This window comes from Edwardsiella hoshinae NBRC 105699 = ATCC 33379 (genome assembly GCF_000474215.1).
GTDB classification, from domain to species: Bacteria; Pseudomonadota; Gammaproteobacteria; order Enterobacterales; family Enterobacteriaceae; genus Edwardsiella; species Edwardsiella hoshinae.
Genome location: NZ_BAUC01000002.1, coordinates 38832 through 54739, shown reverse-complemented (window position 1 = coordinate 54739; position 15908 = coordinate 38832). Strand labels below are relative to the sequence as shown.

The 15908-nt window shown below is 59.3% G+C and carries 16 protein-coding genes; 10 read left to right on the top strand and 6 right to left on the bottom strand.

From position 1 onward, the window contains the following. Positions 1 to 12: 12 nt before the first annotated feature. The 5 genes from nanR (at position 13) to nanQ (ending at position 5048) form a co-directional block, all read left to right on the top strand. Positions 13 to 807, top strand: a complete 795-nt coding sequence (nanR, locus tag EHO01S_RS00705; protein ID WP_024522152.1) for a transcriptional regulator NanR — start codon at positions 13 to 15, stop codon at positions 805 to 807. Positions 808 to 939: 132 nt separating this feature from the next. Beyond that, positions 940 to 1836: an N-acetylneuraminate lyase gene (gene nanA / locus EHO01S_RS00700; protein ID WP_024522151.1), complete on the top strand. Its 897-nt coding sequence runs from the start codon at positions 940 to 942 to the stop codon at positions 1834 to 1836. Positions 1837 to 1958: 122 nt separating this feature from the next. Continuing rightward, positions 1959 to 3449: an MFS transporter gene (locus EHO01S_RS00695; RefSeq protein WP_024522150.1), complete on the top strand. Its 1491-nt coding sequence runs from the start codon at positions 1959 to 1961 to the stop codon at positions 3447 to 3449. 259 nt (positions 3450 to 3708) lie between these two features. Beyond that, positions 3709 to 4581: an N-acetylmannosamine kinase gene (nanK, locus tag EHO01S_RS00690; RefSeq protein ID WP_024522149.1), complete on the top strand. Its 873-nt coding sequence runs from the start codon at positions 3709 to 3711 to the stop codon at positions 4579 to 4581. Further along, positions 4581 to 5048, top strand: coding sequence for an N-acetylneuraminate anomerase (nanQ, locus tag EHO01S_RS00685; RefSeq protein WP_024522148.1), 468 nt, complete (start codon positions 4581 to 4583; stop codon positions 5046 to 5048). Before nanK ends, nanQ begins: the two co-directional genes overlap by 1 nt. Positions 5049 to 5387: 339 nt before the next feature. Here the strand turns inward: nanQ and phnX are convergent, their stop codons facing one another. Both phnX and phnW read right to left on the bottom strand, forming a co-directional pair. Continuing rightward, positions 5388 to 6197, bottom strand: a complete 810-nt coding sequence (phnX, locus tag EHO01S_RS00680; protein ID WP_024522147.1) for a phosphonoacetaldehyde hydrolase — start codon at positions 6195 to 6197, stop codon at positions 5388 to 5390. 9 nt (positions 6198 to 6206) lie between these two features. Next, positions 6207 to 7310 carry a 2-aminoethylphosphonate--pyruvate transaminase gene (gene phnW / locus EHO01S_RS00675; RefSeq protein WP_024522146.1) on the bottom strand — a complete coding sequence of 368 codons (1104 nt, stop codon included), beginning with the start codon at positions 7308 to 7310 and terminating at the stop codon, positions 6207 to 6209. A 141-nt stretch (positions 7311 to 7451) separates the two neighbouring features. Between phnW and phnR the strand changes: the two genes are divergently transcribed. The 5 genes from phnR to phnV all read left to right on the top strand — a co-directional run bounded on the left by phnR (position 7452) and on the right by phnV (position 12089). Beyond that, complete coding sequence (gene phnR, locus EHO01S_RS00670) at positions 7452 to 8171, top strand: phosphonate utilization transcriptional regulator PhnR (RefSeq protein ID WP_024522145.1); 720 nt, start codon at positions 7452 to 7454, stop codon at positions 8169 to 8171. Positions 8172 to 8299: 128 nt separating this feature from the next. Continuing rightward, positions 8300 to 9310 (top strand): 2-aminoethylphosphonate ABC transporter substrate-binding protein, encoded by a 1011-nt coding sequence (gene phnS / locus EHO01S_RS00665; protein WP_024522144.1) that lies wholly within the window; start codon positions 8300 to 8302, stop codon positions 9308 to 9310. A 6-nt stretch (positions 9311 to 9316) separates the two neighbouring features. Next, complete coding sequence (gene phnT / locus EHO01S_RS00660) at positions 9317 to 10429, top strand: 2-aminoethylphosphonate ABC transport system ATP-binding subunit PhnT (protein WP_024522143.1); 1113 nt, start codon at positions 9317 to 9319, stop codon at positions 10427 to 10429. Further along, positions 10429 to 11292 (top strand): 2-aminoethylphosphonate ABC transporter permease subunit, encoded by an 864-nt coding sequence (gene phnU, locus EHO01S_RS00655; protein ID WP_024522142.1) that lies wholly within the window; start codon positions 10429 to 10431, stop codon positions 11290 to 11292. Before phnT ends, phnU begins: the two co-directional genes overlap by 1 nt. Next, complete coding sequence (gene phnV / locus EHO01S_RS00650; protein ID WP_024522141.1) at positions 11292 to 12089, top strand: 2-aminoethylphosphonate ABC transport system, membrane component PhnV; 798 nt, start codon at positions 11292 to 11294, stop codon at positions 12087 to 12089. The genes phnU and phnV overlap by 1 nt, the downstream gene beginning before the upstream one ends. 65 nt (positions 12090 to 12154) lie before the next feature. Here the strand turns inward: phnV and EHO01S_RS00645 are convergent, their stop codons facing one another. The 4 genes from EHO01S_RS00645 to EHO01S_RS00630 form a co-directional block, all read right to left on the bottom strand. Beyond that, positions 12155 to 12610 carry a GNAT family N-acetyltransferase gene (locus tag EHO01S_RS00645; RefSeq protein ID WP_024522140.1) on the bottom strand — a complete coding sequence of 152 codons (456 nt, stop codon included), beginning with the start codon at positions 12608 to 12610 and terminating at the stop codon, positions 12155 to 12157. Between the two features lie 441 nt (positions 12611 to 13051). Beyond that, on the bottom strand, positions 13052 to 14563 hold the full coding sequence (locus EHO01S_RS00640) for a glucosyltransferase domain-containing protein (protein ID WP_024522139.1): 1512 nt from the start codon (positions 14561 to 14563) through the stop codon (positions 13052 to 13054). Beyond that, a complete protein-coding gene (locus EHO01S_RS00635; RefSeq protein WP_024522138.1) occupies positions 14560 to 15486 on the bottom strand; it encodes a glycosyltransferase family 2 protein in 927 nt (308 codons plus the stop codon). Before EHO01S_RS00635 ends, EHO01S_RS00640 begins: the two co-directional genes overlap by 4 nt. Next, complete coding sequence (locus EHO01S_RS00630; protein ID WP_035370142.1) at positions 15483 to 15839, bottom strand: GtrA family protein; 357 nt, start codon at positions 15837 to 15839, stop codon at positions 15483 to 15485. Before EHO01S_RS00630 ends, EHO01S_RS00635 begins: the two co-directional genes overlap by 4 nt. Positions 15840 to 15908 lie beyond the last annotated feature (69 nt).

Genomic DNA, 15908 nt, shown 5'->3' with positions numbered 1-15908 from the left:
CTGCTGACTTGAATGGACGCTATGAACGACTTCGATCCCACCACGAACGCCTCGCCCACCACCATCGGCCATAATTTGCGGCGCCGCCCGCTGGTACGCAAGAAGCTTTCGGAGATGGTTGAGGAGGAGCTGGAGCAAATGATCCGCCGCCGCGAGTTTGGCGAGGGGGAGCAACTGCCTTCGGAGCGTGAACTGATGGCGTTCTTCAACGTGGGCCGGCCATCGGTGCGTGAGGCGCTGGCGGCCTTGAAGCGCAAGGGGTTGGTGCAGATCAACAACGGCGAGCGCGCTCGCGTCTCGCGTCCCTCCGCTGACACCATCATCGGCGAGCTGTCCGGGATGGCGAAAGATTTTCTCTCGCATCCGGGGGGCATCGCCCACTTCGAACAGCTGCGTCTGTTCTTCGAGTCTAGCTTGGTGCGTTATGCCGCCGAGCACGCCACGGATGCGCAGATTGCGTTGCTGGAGCAGGCGTTGATCATCAATAGCCAATCGCTGGATGATAACGCGTTATTTATCCGCTCCGATGTCGATTTTCACCGCGTGCTGGCAGGGATCCCCGGCAACCCGATCTTCATGGCGATCCATGTCGCCCTGCTGGATTGGTTGCTGGCGGCGCGACCTACCGTCGCCGACGCCGACTTGCATGAACACAATAACGTTAGTTATCAACAACATATAGAAATTCTCACCGCAATCCGCCGTCATGATCCCGACCAGGCCGATCGCGCCTTACAGACGCATCTCAACAGTGTGTTCGCCAGTTGGCAAAGCCTAAGCGCAACATCGTCCTCTGACGAGTCGTAACGACCTCAACGATTATTTAGTGAACTCGATCGCACAATAGATGTGCGCCAGTGGGCTGTCGATTATTTGGTCTGGTATAACAGGTATACAGGCATGTAGTTAGACAATATTAAATCATCGACAGAGGTCATCATGGCAAGAGAGTTAAGAGGCGTAATGCCCGCATTGTTAACACCGTTCGACCAACAACAACGACTGGACGGCGAGAGTTTGCGCCGCCTGGTGCGGTTTAACATTGCGCAGGGCATCGATGGGCTGTATGTCGGTGGCTCCACCGGAGAAGCCTTCATGCAAAGTCGAGAAGAGCGTGAACAAGTGCTGGAGATCGTCGCCGAAGAGGCGCAAGGAAAAGTAACGCTGATCGCGCATGTCGGCGCGATCAGTACGGCAGAGAGCCAACAGCTAGCCCAAGCGGCGCAGCGTTACGGTTTTGACGCTGTCTCGGCAGTCACCCCGTTCTACTACCCCTTTAGTTTCGCCGAACATTGCGACCACTACCGCGCCATCATCGACGCGGCCGATGGCTTGCCGATGGTGGTGTACAACATCCCGGCGTTGAGTGGCGTGAAGTTGACACTCGATCAGATCAACACCTTGGTCACCCTACCGGGCGTCGGGGCGTTGAAGCAAACCTCCGGCGATCTGTATCAGATGGAGCAGATCCGCCGCGCTCATCCCGATCTGGTGCTGTACAACGGCTATGATGAAATCTTCGCCAGCGGTCTGTTGGCCGGGGCCGATGGCGGTATCGGCAGCACCTATAACATCATGGGATGGCGCTATCAGGCGATCGCTCAGGCGTTGCGTACCGGCGATGTGCAGACGGCGCGTTCGTTGCAGAGTGCCTGTAACCAGGTGATCGACCTGTTGATCAAGGTTGGGGTATTCCGTGGCTTGAAGACAGTGCTGCACTATATGGATGTCCTCTCCGTACCGCTATGCCGCAAGCCGTTCCAGCCGGTTGAGGCAGGCTATCTGCCTGAGCTGAAGGCCTTGGCCGAACAACTGATGGCTGAGCGGGCGCACTAATGGCCTAACCTCCATGCGGGAGGCGTGACGTTGTGCCGGTCACACAACCTAGGAACCCAGGCCGGCTGTCTGCGCCTCCCTGCGCATAACAACAATGAAAAACAGAGCGTCGGGAGAGTGATATGAGTACTACAACCCAGAACATCCCGTGGTATCGCCATCTCGATCGGGCGCAGTGGAAAGCCTTTTCCGCGGCCTGGTTGGGGTACCTGCTTGATGGTTTTGACTTTGTTTTAATCGCCCTGGTGTTGACCGATGTCCAGGCAGAATTCGGACTGACGACGGTACAGGCGGCCAGCCTGATCTCCGCCGCTTTCATTTCCCGCTGGTTCGGCGGGCTGATGCTGGGCGCTATGGGCGACCGTTATGGCCGTCGCCTGGCGATGGTATCCAGTATTCTTCTCTTCTCCGTCGGGACGCTGGCCTGCGGCCTGGCGCCGGGATACACCACCATGTTTATCGCCCGCCTGGTGATCGGCATGGGGATGGCGGGAGAGTATGGCTCCAGCGCCACCTATGTCATCGAGAGTTGGCCGAAGCACTTGCGTAACAAGGCCAGCGGCTTCCTGATCTCTGGCTTCTCCGTCGGCGCGGTAGTGGCTGCCCAGATCTACAGCCTGGTGGTGCCGACCTGGGGCTGGCGTGCGCTGTTCTTCATCGGCATCCTGCCGATCATCTTTGCCCTCTGGCTACGGAAAAATATTCCCGAGGCCCATGATTGGAAAGAGAAGCATTCTGGTAAGGTGCCGGTCCGCACCATGGTGGATGTCCTTTATCGCGGTGAACATCGCGTGATGAATATGCTGATGACGGCCGTCGCCGCCGTCGCCCTGTGGTTCTGCTTCGCCGGTAACCTGCAAAACGCCGCTATTGTGGCCGTATTGGGACTGTTATGCGCCGCCATCTTCATCAGCTTCATGGTGCAGAGCAATGGCAAACGCTGGCCTACCGGGGTGATGTTGATGGTGGTGGTGTTGTTCGCCTTCCTCTACTCCTGGCCGATCCAGGCCTTGCTGCCGACCTATCTAAAAACCGAACTGGACTATACCCCGGCCATCGTGGCGCAAGTTCTCTTCTTCAGCGGCTTCGGCGCGGCGGTCGGTTGCTGCGTTGGCGGTTTCCTGGGGGATTGGCTGGGGAGCCGCAAGGCGTATGCCTACAGTCTGCTGGCTTCGCAGTTGCTGATTATCCCGGTATTCGCCATCGGTGGGACGCATGTATGGGTGCTGGGTATCCTGTTGTTCTTCCAACAGATGTTAGGTCAAGGTATCTCCGGGATCTTACCGAAGCTGATCGGTGGCTATTTCGATACCGATCAACGGGCAGCCGGCTTGGGCTTCACCTACAACGTTGGGGCATTGGGCGGGGCATTGGCACCGATCCTCGGCGCGCTGATCGCCCAGCGTCTGGATCTCGGTAGCGCCTTGTGCTCCCTCTCTTTCAGCCTGACTTTCGTGGTGATCCTGCTGATCGGGCTAGACATGCCCTCCCGCGTACAGCGTTGGTTGCACCCTGAGGCATTGCGTACCCACGATGCGATCGACGGTAAGCCCTTCAGCGGCGCCGTTCCTTTCGGTGGCTACAAAGGCAATGTCGTAAAGAGTAAAGGGTAATCCTGGTTCGCGGCCCGCTCCACGCCGGGCCGTCGGTAATTTATCGAGTAAGGTCATTGGGTATGTTACTTCTTGAACGCGCGGCGCGTTGCGCTAGCACGCATGGGGGAGCACATGTCTCCCGTTCCACGTTGACAGGTGCTGCGTTGGATTGCCTAGCGCCAGCACGGCATCTTGGCGTGTTGGTCATCGCGGCGGCCATGGCACGCCTGACGCCGCGCGTCATCGGAAATTACGCGCTATGCCGCGGAGGATCACGATGAGTACATTGGCTATCGATATCGGAGGGACGAGGCTGGCCGCGGCGTTGGTGGGGGCGGATCGACAGATCCGTGAGCGACGAGAGCTGCCGACACCAGCCAGTCAGACACCGGAGGCATTGCGCACCGCCCTCCAGGCCTTGGTCGCGCCGTTGCAGTCACAGGCGTCGCGTGTCGCCATCGCCTCCACCGGCATCATTCATCAGGGGATGTTGCAGTCGATCAATCCCAGCAATTTGGGCGGCTTGCTGCGCTTTCCCTTGGTAGCGACCGTGAGCGCATTGACCGGGCTGCCGACGCTGGCGTTGAACGATGCCCAAGCCGCGGCTTGGGCAGAGTATTATCCCCTGGCGGCGCAGGTACGCGACATGGTGTTCATTACCGTCTCCACCGGCGTCGGCGGCGGTATAGTGCGTGCTGGGCGTCTAGTGCAGGGACAGGGCGGGTTAGCGGGTCACATCGGTCATACTCTGGCCGATCCCCAGGGGCCTCGCTGCGGCTGTGGCCGAGTGGGCTGTGTCGAGGCGATCGCTTCTGGCCGCGGGATCGCGGCGGCGGCAAGCGGGGCATTGGCCGGTTGCGACGCCAAGGCGATCTTTGCCCAGGCGGCAGCGGGGGAGGCGCAGGCGTGTCAATTGGTCGCGCGCTCGGCGCGCTGTCTGGCGCGCTTGATCGCCGACGTCAAGGCGGTGACGGATTGTCAGTGCGTGGTGATCGGCGGCAGTGTCGGGTTAGCGCCAGGCTATCGGCAACAGGTCGCGCAGTTTTTAGCGCAAGAACCGGCGCCATATCAAGTGGCGCTACGGGCGGCGTATTATCGCCACGATGCGGGATTATTGGGCGCGGCATGGCTGGCGCAAGGAGAGAAATGATGATGTTGGGCGATGTGCAGGGGCTGAATGAGGCCGGACTGCATCCACAGTTACACGCGGCGTTGTGCCGTGCCTTGGCGGCGTCGCCTGCGGAGAAGGCACCGGGACGTTATGCGTTGGATGGCGACGATATCTTTATGAATGTGATGCAGTTGACCACGCAGTCTCCGCAGGCGAAGGCGGCGGAGTTGCATGCGGACTATATCGACATTCAACTGCTGTTGCGCGGCGAGGAGCGTATCCTCTACGGGTGTGCCGGTACGGCGCGCGCCTGTGAAGCTTGGCATGAGGCGGAGGATTACCAGCTCTGTCAGCAAATTGCCAACCAACAGTGTGTCACGTTGCAGCCGGGGATGTTCGCCATCTTCATGCCGGGCGAGCCGCATAAACCGGGCTGTTGGCTGGGGGAGGCGCAGGATATCAGCAAGGTGGTGATCAAGGTGCGCGCCAGTCTGCTGGCCGCATAACGGGGAGCCGCCGTGCGGCGGCCACCGAGTGACGGCGAGCGCACTACGCTGAGCGAAACTGGCCGATATGTACCGCCGTTTCGCCCACCGTTCGCCGAAACGGCCGATCTGCGCGCGTCAGTTACGCCAAGCGTCCACGGCTATTGAGCGCCGGTGCGGTATACCCGATAGCCTACCCGCCGGGCTGCTTTAATGACCCGGTCTACTTTACCCGTTTCTTCCATCGCCTGGCGGGCTGTCCGCCCAGCGCTCGCCAACTCGCCGACAGTCGCGGCGCAGGAGCCAGACTGAGCGAGGGGGCAAGATAGCCGGCAGCAAGACCCGCCGGGGAGGCACGCGTTAGGGACGTTCGCCGCGCGCCAGGCGCCGATCGATCTGGGCAATTACCGCCGGCAGATCTGCCAGGGTGTCGACCACATAGTGCGCGCCAGCGGCGTACAGCCTCTCGGCAGCCTGGGCGCGGCGGCGGGTCTTCTCATCGTCTGTCATGGCATGGTACTCCGTCCAACTGGCGGCGAATTCGTTGCCGGAGATGGCTAAGCCAACGCTCCACATGCCGGCATTAAGCCCCTCCTGGACCCCCGGTACGGCGTCGTCGACCTTAACACAATGCGCCACGGCGTCGATCCCCAAGGTGATAACGTTATGCAACGCCATCCAAGGGCCGGGGCGGCCACCGGCGGCGAGATCGTCGGTTGCTACCCAGCAGTCCGGCGCATAGCCTTGAGCGGCCGCTGCCGGTGCCAGACGCGCCATCACCGCGCGCGGGTAACCGGAGCAGGAGCCGATCTTGATCCCGGCGGCGCGCAGATCCGCAATGGTGTCGACCACTCCGGCGATCGGTGTGGCGAAGTCGACGACCTTGGCTATCTGTAATGGCATGAATGCGTTGTAGATAGCCTCGATATCGGCGCTATTCATCGCCCGGCCAAACTTAGCCCGCCAGCGGGCATCGACACTGGGTAGTTTTCCCAGCGCTTCGATGTGTTGCCACTTGCCCAGTCCCATCGGCGCTCGGGCCTCGGCCAGCGTCAGTTCGATAGCGAATGCCTGGTGGAATGCCTCGACGAAGATTTGGGTGGGGGCGAAGGAGCCAAAGTCGACAGTCGTGCCGGCCCAATCGAGAATAACGGCCTGAATACGGTGCATGCTGTGTCCTTACTGTTGCCAATACATGGCCTGGTGAATGGCGCCGAGTAGGGCGTCGATGTCGGCGGGATAGACCTCACCGATGTTGCCGATACGGAAGCAGTCGCTCTGCGATACTTTGCCGGGATAGATGATGAAGCCCTGCTGTTTGAGGCGCGAGTAAAAGTCGGCGAAGCGGTAGTGTGGGCTGGTGGGTGAATAAAACGCGCTAATGATCGGCGAGTGTAACTCGTCGTCTAGCAGAGTCTGAAAGCCGAGGCGCCGCATGCCGGCGACCAGGCGGCGCTGATTCGCCTGGTAGCGGCGATGGCGTGCCGCGACACCGCCCTCCGCCTCCAGCTCCCGCAGCGCCTGGGCGAAAGCCAGCACGCAATGCGTGGGGGAGGTGAAGCGCCACTTGCCGTGGTGCTCCTCCATGCAGCGCCATTGGGCGTAGAGATCCAGCGCCAGCGAACGTGAGCGGCCGGCGCAGGCTGCCAGGCGTTCACCGCGGGCGATGACGAAGGCGAAGCCGGGCACCCCCTGGAGACATTTATTGGCCGAGCTGATCAGAAAGTCGATGCCTAATTCGGCCATATCCAGCGGGATGCCGCCGAAGCTGCTCATCGCATCGACCAGATAGATTTTGCCATAGCGGCGCGCCAGTTCGCCCACCTCGCGGATCGGGTTAAGCATCCCGGTGGTCGTCTCACAGTGCACCAGTGCGATGTGACTGATGGTCGGGTCGGCCTGTAAGTATGCCGCCAGATCGGCCAGATCGGGGCGGGCGAGCTCGCCGCAGTCGTAGACCTGGTGGGCGATGCCCATCCGAGCCGTCATCTCGGCCATGCGCGCACCGTAGGCCCCGTTATTGATGATCAACACCTTACCCTGTTGACCGACGGCGCTACCGAGGACCGCCTCAACGGCGTAGCTGCCGCTGCCTTGCAAGAGAACGGAGCTGTAGCCGGCAGCCGTGGTAGCCAGGGCGGTGAGGCGGCGGCGGATTGGCTCGACCACCCCGCGGTTGTAGTCGTCGTCCCAGGTACAGCTATCGCGGAGCATCGCCGTCTTGACGCTGGGCGAGGTGGTTAGCGGGCCGGGGGTGAGTAGCAGGGCATTACGTGCAGTCATCATTATCACCATTGGTCTATACCAGATTGTCGAGCATCATGGCGATATCGCCCCGGGGGGGTCAAAGGAAAAATAGGCTTGCAACAAAAAATTCATCAATCCCTGTATAATAGGGCCAGACCTCAGCGACGGTGAATGAGCATGAAAGCGAGCCCGGGTGATATCCCGCAATACCTGTCCATTAAGGCGCAACTCCAGGCGCACATCGAGAGCGGCGCGCTGAAATGTGGCGATAAGTTACCCTCTGAGCGTGAGCTCTGTGGCCGCTTCAACACCACACGTATCACTGTCCGTGAGAGCTTGGCGCAGTTGGAGGCCAGCGGCCTGATTTATCGCGCCGATCGTCGCGGTTGGTTTGTGACACCACAACGCCTGTGGCTCGATCCGACGCAGAACACCAACTTTCATCAACTGTGTCATGAACAGGGGCGAGTGCCGCGAACCCGTCTATTGAGCGGTGCGTTGCACACGGTACCGCTGGAGGTGATGGCATCGTTGCAGTTGCAACCGTCCGACCAGATCTATCTGCTCAAGCGTCTACGTTACGCCGATGAGCGCGCGATTTGCTATTGCGAAAACTATTGCTTGCCGGCGCGGGTACCGGAGCTACTACGCCATGATTTGAATGGTAGTCTGACGGAGGTGTATCAGCGCCATTACCACCTGTGTTATGCCAGCATGCACCTGTCGTTCTACCCCAGCGCGATGCCGCGTCCAGCCGCGCAGGCGCTGGGGGTGATGGAGGGGCGGCCGACGCTGTTGCTGCGCCGTCTCAACTACGACCAGTATGGGCGCGTGCTCGATCTCGACATCGAATATTGGCGTCACGATAGCCTGCGTATCGAGGTCGATACGCATTGAGTCGTGGGAAGGGGCAGGGGCATGCCGGCAGCGGGCATGGATTCATCGTCTTGTCATAAAAGCCGTTTAGCGTAATGGGCAAAACTGGTATAGGCCAGAAACCACAACGTCCCCATGAGGCTACTATGATGAAACTTTCCACATCTGTTCTCCTGTCCGCCGCCTTGAGCAGCGTTCCGGTCTGGGCCGCCCCGCTCGTCACCGTTTACTCGATCGATGGGCTACATGATGGCAACAACAGCTGGTATCAGGCGCAATTCGCCGCCTTTACTCAGGCGACCGGTATCTCGGTGCGTTATGTCGAGGGCGGTGGCGGCGTGGTGGTCGAACGTTTGGCCAAGGAGCGTACCAACCCCCAGGCTGACGTGTTGGTGACCGCGCCACCGTTTATCCAACGCGCCGCGCGTGAAAAACTGCTGGCCGCCTTCCGTCCCGCCGCTGCTGAGCAGATCCCTGGCAGCAGCGATTACTATACCCCGCTGGTGAAGAACTACCTGAGCTTTATCTATAACGCCAAACTGCTGAAAACGGCGCCGACCAGTTGGCAGGATCTGCTGGATGCGCGCTTTAAGAATAAGCTGCAATACTCTACGCCGGGCCAGGCCGCTGATGGGACGGCGATGATGCTGCAAGCCTTCCATAGCTTCGGCAGTAAAGAGGCGGGTTACGCCTATCTGGCGCAGCTGCAAGCCAACAATGTCGGCCCTTCGGCCTCGACAGGTAAGCTGACCGCGCTGGTGAATAAGGGCGAACTGTATGTGGCTAACGGTGACTTACAGATGAACCTGGCACAGATGACGCGTAATCCTAATGTACGCATCTTCTGGCCGGCCGATGCCCAGGGCGAGCGCAGCGCATTGGCGCTCCCTTATGTGATCGGTTTGGTGCAGGGGGCTCCGCAGCCTGAGAATGGTAAGAAGCTGATTGAGTTCTTGCTGAGTCAGGAGGCGCAACAGAGTGTCAGTGCGCTCGCTTGGGGAATGCCGGTACGCGACGACGTGACGCCGCAGGATGCCAATTACCAGACCGCCCAAACCACTCTGGCCGGGGTGAAAAGCTGGCAGCCGGATTGGGATGAGGTCGCCCTCTCACTGTCGGCGGATATCGCCCGCTGGCACCGCGTTACCGATAGCGAGTAAGCCGCCATGTTAATGAAATCGACGGCCCCGCCTCAGACGTCGGTGCCGGGATCTTCTCGTATTGAGTTCGCCGATGTATGCGTGGCCTATCATGGCAACGTGGTCTTAAAGCCGTTCTCGCTGACCATCGCGCCGGGCGAGGTACTGGCGCTGATCGGCCCATCTGGATCGGGGAAGACGACCGTGTTGCGTGCGCTGGCTGGCTTTGTGCAGCCGGTCAGTGGCCGTATTCTCATTGGTGGTAGCGAAGTGACGTCTTTACCGCCTTATCAGCGTGGCTTGGCGATGGTGGTACAGAATTATGCCCTGTTTCCGCACCTGCGGGTGGGCGATAATGTCGCCTTCGGCCTGCGCGCCCAGAAGCAAGCCAACGCCTTGATTGCGGCGCGTGTTGCGGCGGCACTGAAGATCGTCGGCATGAGCGACTATGTCAACCGCTATCCACACCAACTCTCCGGTGGTCAGCAGCAACGGGTGGCCATCGCCCGCGCCATCGCCGTGCGCCCCCGGGTCTTGTTACTGGATGAGCCGCTCTCGGCATTGGATGCGCAGATCCGTCACAACATGGTAGAGGAGATAGCCCGCCTGCACCGTGAGCTGCCCGAGTTGACCATCCTGTATGTCACGCACGATCAGAGCGAGGCGCTCACCCTGGCGGATAAGATCGGCATCATGAAGGAGGGGAGCCTGATCGCCCATGGGGAGACTCGCGCGCTGTATCATCATCCTACCAATCGTTTTGCCGCTGAATTCCTTGGCCGCGCCAATCTATTGAGGGCGACCGCATTGGGCGGAAGCAATGCCCCCGGCTGGCAGAATGTGAGTTGTGGCGGGACGGTAGTCAGCGCCTTCAGTCGTGGTGGATTGCATGGCCGGCATTCGCTGCTGTGCCTTCGCCCACAGCATATTGGCCTGACGCCCCGGAGTGCGCAGAGTCATCGTCTGAATGCAACCTTGCGTTCATTACATTGGCAGGGGGATCTCACGCATCTGTTGTGCGAGGTGGCGGGCGAGCCGGTGCGGGTGGTGGTGACGCAATTGGATGCGGCGCTCCGTCCGGGCGATCCTGTAGCGCTGTGGTTTGAACCCAATGATGCGGTACTGATCGAGGAGTCGTAATGTTGTTAACGATGGGGTTGACGCAAGCGGTGTTAGGGCGGTGCCGCGGGTTATGGCTGCTGCCGCCGCTCTTGGTACTGGGGACGCTGTTCTTCTATCCGTTATTGTTGATCGGCGAACAGGCGCTGCGCGACGGCGCTGGAGGCGTCTCGCTGGAGACTTTGCGGCAAGTGATACAGTCGAGGCGTTTCGTCGCGGCCTTATTTAACACGTTATTTATCGCTCTATGCGCCACGCTGGGATGCCTGCTGCTTGGCAGCGTGTTGGCGCTGATCCTGGTATTCATTCCCTTTCCCGCGAGCGGCGTGATTAGCCGTGTGGTAGATATTTTTATCGCCTTGCCGACATTCTTGATTACCCTGGCTTTCACCTTTATCTATGGCTCGGCGGGGTTGTTCAACGGTCTGCTGATGCAATGGTTCGACCTGGCGCTACCGCCGTTGGATTTTCTCTATTCCATTCATGGGGTGATTTTGGCGGAGGTCACCGTGTTTACGCCGCTGGTGATGCGGCCATTGCTCGCCGCGCTGCGCCAGATCGATCACAGTCAGTTGGAGGCCGCCAGTATCCTTGGTGCCCATCCGGCGCGGGTGGTGACGCAGGTGATCCTGCCGGCGGCGAAGCCTGCGCTGTTGGCGGGCGGCAGTCTGTGTCTGCTGTTGACCACCAACGAGTTCGGGATCGTGTTATTCATTGGCGCCAAGGGGGTGAACACGCTGCCGATGCTGGTCTATAGCAAAGCGATCTTGGAGTCCGACTATGCCGTTGCCTGTATGATCGCCTTAATTAACATTGCATTATCTCTAGGGCTGTTCGCCCTGTATCGCCTGGCGACGGCCAGCAACGGTCTAAGGGGGGAGTGATGCTGATTTGGTCGCGTAAAGGGCGTGGCGTAGCCGGAACATTGGCGACGGTGCTGTTCGTCGTCCTGTTCCTGCTGCCGTTAGCGGTGATCCTGATGGCCAGCCTTAGTCAACAGTGGAATGGCATCTTACCCAGTGGATTCACGTTGCGCCATTATGTGAATGCCCTGAGCGGCGCGGCTTGGCAGGCATTGCTCGCCAGCCTGACGGTCGGTTTTTGCGCCAGCCTGTTCGCCCTGCTGTGCGGCGTTTGGGCGGCGCTGGCGCTGCGGCGTTATGGTGCTAAGACTCAGCGCTGGCTGAGCCTGGCTTTTTATTTGCCGAGCGCGATTCCCTCCGTCTCGGTGGGGCTGGGAATACTGGTCGCCTTTAGTCAGGGGCCGTTGCAGATGAACGGTACGCTATGGATCGTCTTAGCGACGCACTTCGTGTTGATCTCCGCCTTCACCTTCAGTAACGTCGCAACGGGATTGGCGCGCCTGTCGCCCGACCTAGAGCAGGTGGCCTCTAGCCTGGGTGCCAGCCCCGGTTACTGCTTACGCCATGTCATCTTGCCGTTATTGGCACCCTGGATGCTCTCTGCGCTGGCGTTGAGTTTATCGCTCTCGATGGGAGAACTGGGGGCGACGATGATGATCTATCCGCCGGGATGGACCACGCTGCCGGTGGCGATCTTTAGCCTGACCGATCGCGGGAATATCGCCGATGGTGCCGCATTAACTATCGTACTGGTGGTGCTCACCTTACTTCTGATGGTGAAGTTGGAGCGGTTGGCGCGGCGATTGAGCGCGCGTTGAGTCGGGCGCGCGGCTAGGCGGGATGCGTGGGGCGGCGGATGGGGCCGCCCCACCGTGAGGGCGCGTTAGGATGGCGCTGACAGATTCAACTGATAGTGGTAGAAGGCGGTATCACGGCAATAGCCCTGCGCCTGGTATAACGCCTGCGCGGCGTGGTTATCCGTCGCGGTATCCAGACCGATGAAGGCCGCACCGCTCTCGCGGGCAAAGGTTTCGGCGCGCTGCATCAACAACCCGGCGACGCCGTGACGACGCGCCTGCGCATCGACGAACAGATCGTACAGGAGCCAGGTGCGCTTCATTTCCAGGGAGCAGAATAGGGGATAGAGTTGGCAGAAGCCGACACACTGACCCTGTTGGTCTTCGGCGTAGAAGATCACCGACTCGCCGTTACGCAGGCGTTGCTGTAAGTAGAACAGTGTCTGCGCCGCATCGGAGGGGGTGTGGTAGAACTGGCGATAGGCGATAAACAGGGGATTGATGCGTTCGGCATCGCTAACCTGGGCTTGACGGATCAACATGCGATCTCCTTGGCGCCGCTGTTGGCGGACGCGCTATGCTGTGTGAAATCATCGGATTGCGCGGCGAGATGTAGCAGGGCGCAATCCGTGGTATGCCGTATTGCATATTGCGATTAGACGCGATTATCGGCGTGTCGAGTGTCACGTCTGTCGGTCGAAAACGGTAATACTTTTATGTAACCAAGTTTATGCCATCGCGCCGAGGCTGACGCGTCGTCGTGCCGTCCACGCTCTGGCATCTCATGCTAACCGGTGTCCCGTTCCATTGTCCGTGCAGCGTCGCGTTCAGGTGTCTCTCCGCGCGTGACGTGCTTGCAGCTGGCCTGTGCGTTCGCGTCTTGTGGTTGTAGCGCGGGCGATCTTCGCGCCGCACTCAGGTGTCGGCCTGTGTTCGTTTGTTTCCTTATGGCGACGCTTATCCTGCCGTGGGCGCGTATGTCCCTATCCGTGGGACTTGCCGCAGACGGAAAAATACTTGTTCTTCAGCCAGACTAGCGTGTCGTTATGCAAGGAATAGATGGCGTAGAACTTATTGTCGCGCAGCGGGGCGCTGCCGGCGCCACAGATCGCATCCAGCTTGTCCCGGTAGTCCGGCCCCCAGCCGGTATCGATATTATTGATGCCGTAAGAGGCGATGATCCGACGGGCGGTCCAGTTATAGGCCGGACTGAACATCATGTCGATCAGCGCCTGATGTTCGACGATTTTCTGCGTCACCGGTGCCGTGTCGGGGTAGTTGTTCAACAGGATCTTGCCATGGGCGGTAGCGTTGAGCGCCAGCAGATCATAGATTAGCCAGCTAAAGATACGCGCCTCGTAGTCACGCTGGTTTTTGACCGCATTGCCATACTGGAAGCTAAAGGCCAGGAAGTAGCACAGCGGCAGGAGGCAGAGCCAACTCCAGTGGGGACGGTAGCGCATCACGAATTGATAGAGCGCGTGGGCGAACAGAAACAGGGTGGCGGAGAAGCCACACAACACGCGGACGTCGGTTACCCCCTCTTTCAGCAGAAATAATGGGCCGAGCAGGGCGAAAAACAGCACCAGTGGTGAACAGAGGGTGATCAGCCAGGAAAGCAGCCCGCTCAGGCCATGCACCCGGTCGCGCCACATCTGGTGGAGGCGTAGGAGGTAGACCCAGAGTACGCACAGCAGGGCGGGGTAAAACAGGAACTTCAGTTCGCGGCTGAGGACGAAGGTCAGCAGCTTCTTCAGCATCAGCCAATCTTGCGTCAGCCAGTAGACCGCGTCCTGTAAGCCTATCATATTGCCACGATTACCGCCGCCTAGCGCCAGCAGATGGTCGATGATCAAGACATAGAGCGAATTGGTCACCAACAGCACCACACCGGCCCACAGCGTCTCCCGCCAGGGGCTATTGCCGTTGCTAAAGAAGTTAATCATCAGGTTGGCGCCATACAGCCCGATAAAGATATTGGCGCAGGGCTGATAGAGCGTCAGGGCGATGAACAGCAACAGGGTTGGTAGCAGGTAACTGAGTAACCCGCGATCGCGGGGATAAAAGAAGGCCAGCGTCGAGAGCGCCAGGGCGACGATCATCGGGAAACTGTCATACTTATAAGAGAGGTTCTGTAAGAAGAACGGGTTGAAAAATAGCAGAATATAGGGCGATAGCGCGGCGATGTTGAGCGCGGGCTCGGCGCGGCGCGCGACCACGGTCAACGTCCAGGCGAAGAACAGCACGCCGAGGATCAGGGTCAGCGGCGCGCTGTCGGTCAGTTCATACAGGTTAAAGGTAAACAGACGCATCAACAGATCGGCGCCGGGTCGGCCGAGGGTATACCAGGGCGCCGCCGGGTTGAGGATACGCTCGACATCGTCACGGTAGTAGACGTTAGCCAGGATGAGTGGCAGCACGTAGAACAGCAGGATGGCGGCGATCAACAGAAAGGCATCCCGGTTAGTGAGCGGGCGTCTTAACAGGCTGTTCATTTTTTTCCCTTGATTTCTTTGACGATAAAACGGGGACGTTGCTTGGTTTCGACATAGATGCGGCCGATATACTCGCCGAGTACGCCGATCCCGATGAGTTGAATGCCGCCGAGGAACAAGATTACGGCCATGATGGAGGGGTAACCGGGCACCGGGTTATCGAAGATCAGCGTCTTGATGATCACATATAACGCATAACACAGCGCGAAGCCGGCGATCGAGGTACCGATGTAAGTCCACAGGCGTAGCGGCAGGGTACTGAAGGAGGTGATCCCCTCCAGCGCCAGGTTCCACAGCTTCCAGAAGTTGAATTTGCTGCGACCGGCCACCCGTTCGTGGCGGGTGTAGGTCACGATGGCGGGTTTGAAACCGACCCAACTGAGTAACCCTTTCATGAACAGGTTACGTTCATGCAGCATCAGTACCGCGTCCACCACTTGGCGGCTCATCAGTCGGTAGTCACCGACGTTCATCTCGATTGGCGTCGCGGCGATTTGGTTATGAACCCGGTAGAACAGGCTGGCGGTCAGGCGTTTCATCAGGGTGTCAGAGCGACGATCGATGCGTTTGGCCAGTACCACGTCCGCGCCGTTACGCCAGCGGGCGATCAGTTGTGGGATCAGTTCGATGGGGTCTTGGAGATCGACATCGATCGGGATCACGGCGTCGCCGCTGGCATACTTCAGTCCGGCGAATAACGCCGCCTCTTTGCCGAAGTTACGCGAAAAGTTGACCATCACCAGCAGAGGGTCATCGTCGATCAGGCGTGAGATGATCGCCTCGCTGTGATCATTGCTGCCGTCGTTCACGAAGACGATCTCGATGCGATAGGGGGCGAGGTCATCGCATTGGCGCACCGCCTGATGAAACAGCGGGATCGCGCTCTCTTCATTGAATACCGGAACCACCAGGGAAATTTTCATTGCGCCTTACTCCGGAACACGATGTATTTAGAGTAGAAGAAACCCATGATCAGGCTAATGAGTGAAAAGCCGACGACGGTAGCCAGGGGGGGTAACGCCAAGCGATCGCCGCCATATCCGGTTAGCCAACTGAGGGCGCCCATAAAACCGGTAAACAGCAGATAACGCCGCAGTGTGGGACGATCTCGAAAAGTAAAGTGAGCATTACAGAAAAAGGAGAAGGTGACCGCGACGGCAAAGGCATACAGATTGCTGAACGATTGCGACAATTGCCCCAGCAGGTGCAGAATAAAAAAGACCAGCCAATGGATGGCGGTATTGAGTATGCCGATAATAAAGTATTTTATAAACATAATCTGTCCGCCATCGGCGCTTCGTGAGCGCGTTTCTTTGAGTATAGGAAAGATTAATCACTCTGCATG

Bases quoted from the DNA above. Each gene is read 5' to 3' on its own strand.
- nanR (WP_024522152.1), top strand. From the start codon at position 13: ATGGACGCTATGAACGACTTCGATCCCACCACGAACGCCTCGCCCACC.
- nanA (WP_024522151.1), top strand. From the start codon at position 940: ATGGCAAGAGAGTTAAGAGGCGTAATGCCCGCATTGTTAACACCGTTC.
- EHO01S_RS00695 (WP_024522150.1), top strand. From the start codon at position 1,959: ATGAGTACTACAACCCAGAACATCCCGTGGTATCGCCATCTCGATCGG.
- nanK (WP_024522149.1), top strand. From the start codon at position 3,709: ATGAGTACATTGGCTATCGATATCGGAGGGACGAGGCTGGCCGCGGCG.
- nanQ (WP_024522148.1), top strand. From the start codon at position 4,581: ATGATGTTGGGCGATGTGCAGGGGCTGAATGAGGCCGGACTGCATCCA.
- phnX (WP_024522147.1), bottom strand. From the start codon at position 6,197: ATGCACCGTATTCAGGCCGTTATTCTCGATTGGGCCGGCACGACTGTC.
- phnW (WP_024522146.1), bottom strand. From the start codon at position 7,310: ATGACTGCACGTAATGCCCTGCTACTCACCCCCGGCCCGCTAACCACC.
- phnR (WP_024522145.1), top strand. From the start codon at position 7,452: ATGAAAGCGAGCCCGGGTGATATCCCGCAATACCTGTCCATTAAGGCG.
- phnS (WP_024522144.1), top strand. From the start codon at position 8,300: ATGAAACTTTCCACATCTGTTCTCCTGTCCGCCGCCTTGAGCAGCGTT.
- phnT (WP_024522143.1), top strand. From the start codon at position 9,317: ATGTTAATGAAATCGACGGCCCCGCCTCAGACGTCGGTGCCGGGATCT.
- phnU (WP_024522142.1), top strand. From the start codon at position 10,429: ATGTTGTTAACGATGGGGTTGACGCAAGCGGTGTTAGGGCGGTGCCGC.
- phnV (WP_024522141.1), top strand. From the start codon at position 11,292: ATGCTGATTTGGTCGCGTAAAGGGCGTGGCGTAGCCGGAACATTGGCG.
- EHO01S_RS00645 (WP_024522140.1), bottom strand. From the start codon at position 12,610: ATGTTGATCCGTCAAGCCCAGGTTAGCGATGCCGAACGCATCAATCCC.
- EHO01S_RS00640 (WP_024522139.1), bottom strand. From the start codon at position 14,563: ATGAACAGCCTGTTAAGACGCCCGCTCACTAACCGGGATGCCTTTCTG.
- EHO01S_RS00635 (WP_024522138.1), bottom strand. From the start codon at position 15,486: ATGAAAATTTCCCTGGTGGTTCCGGTATTCAATGAAGAGAGCGCGATC.
- EHO01S_RS00630 (WP_035370142.1), bottom strand. From the start codon at position 15,839: ATGTTTATAAAATACTTTATTATCGGCATACTCAATACCGCCATCCAT.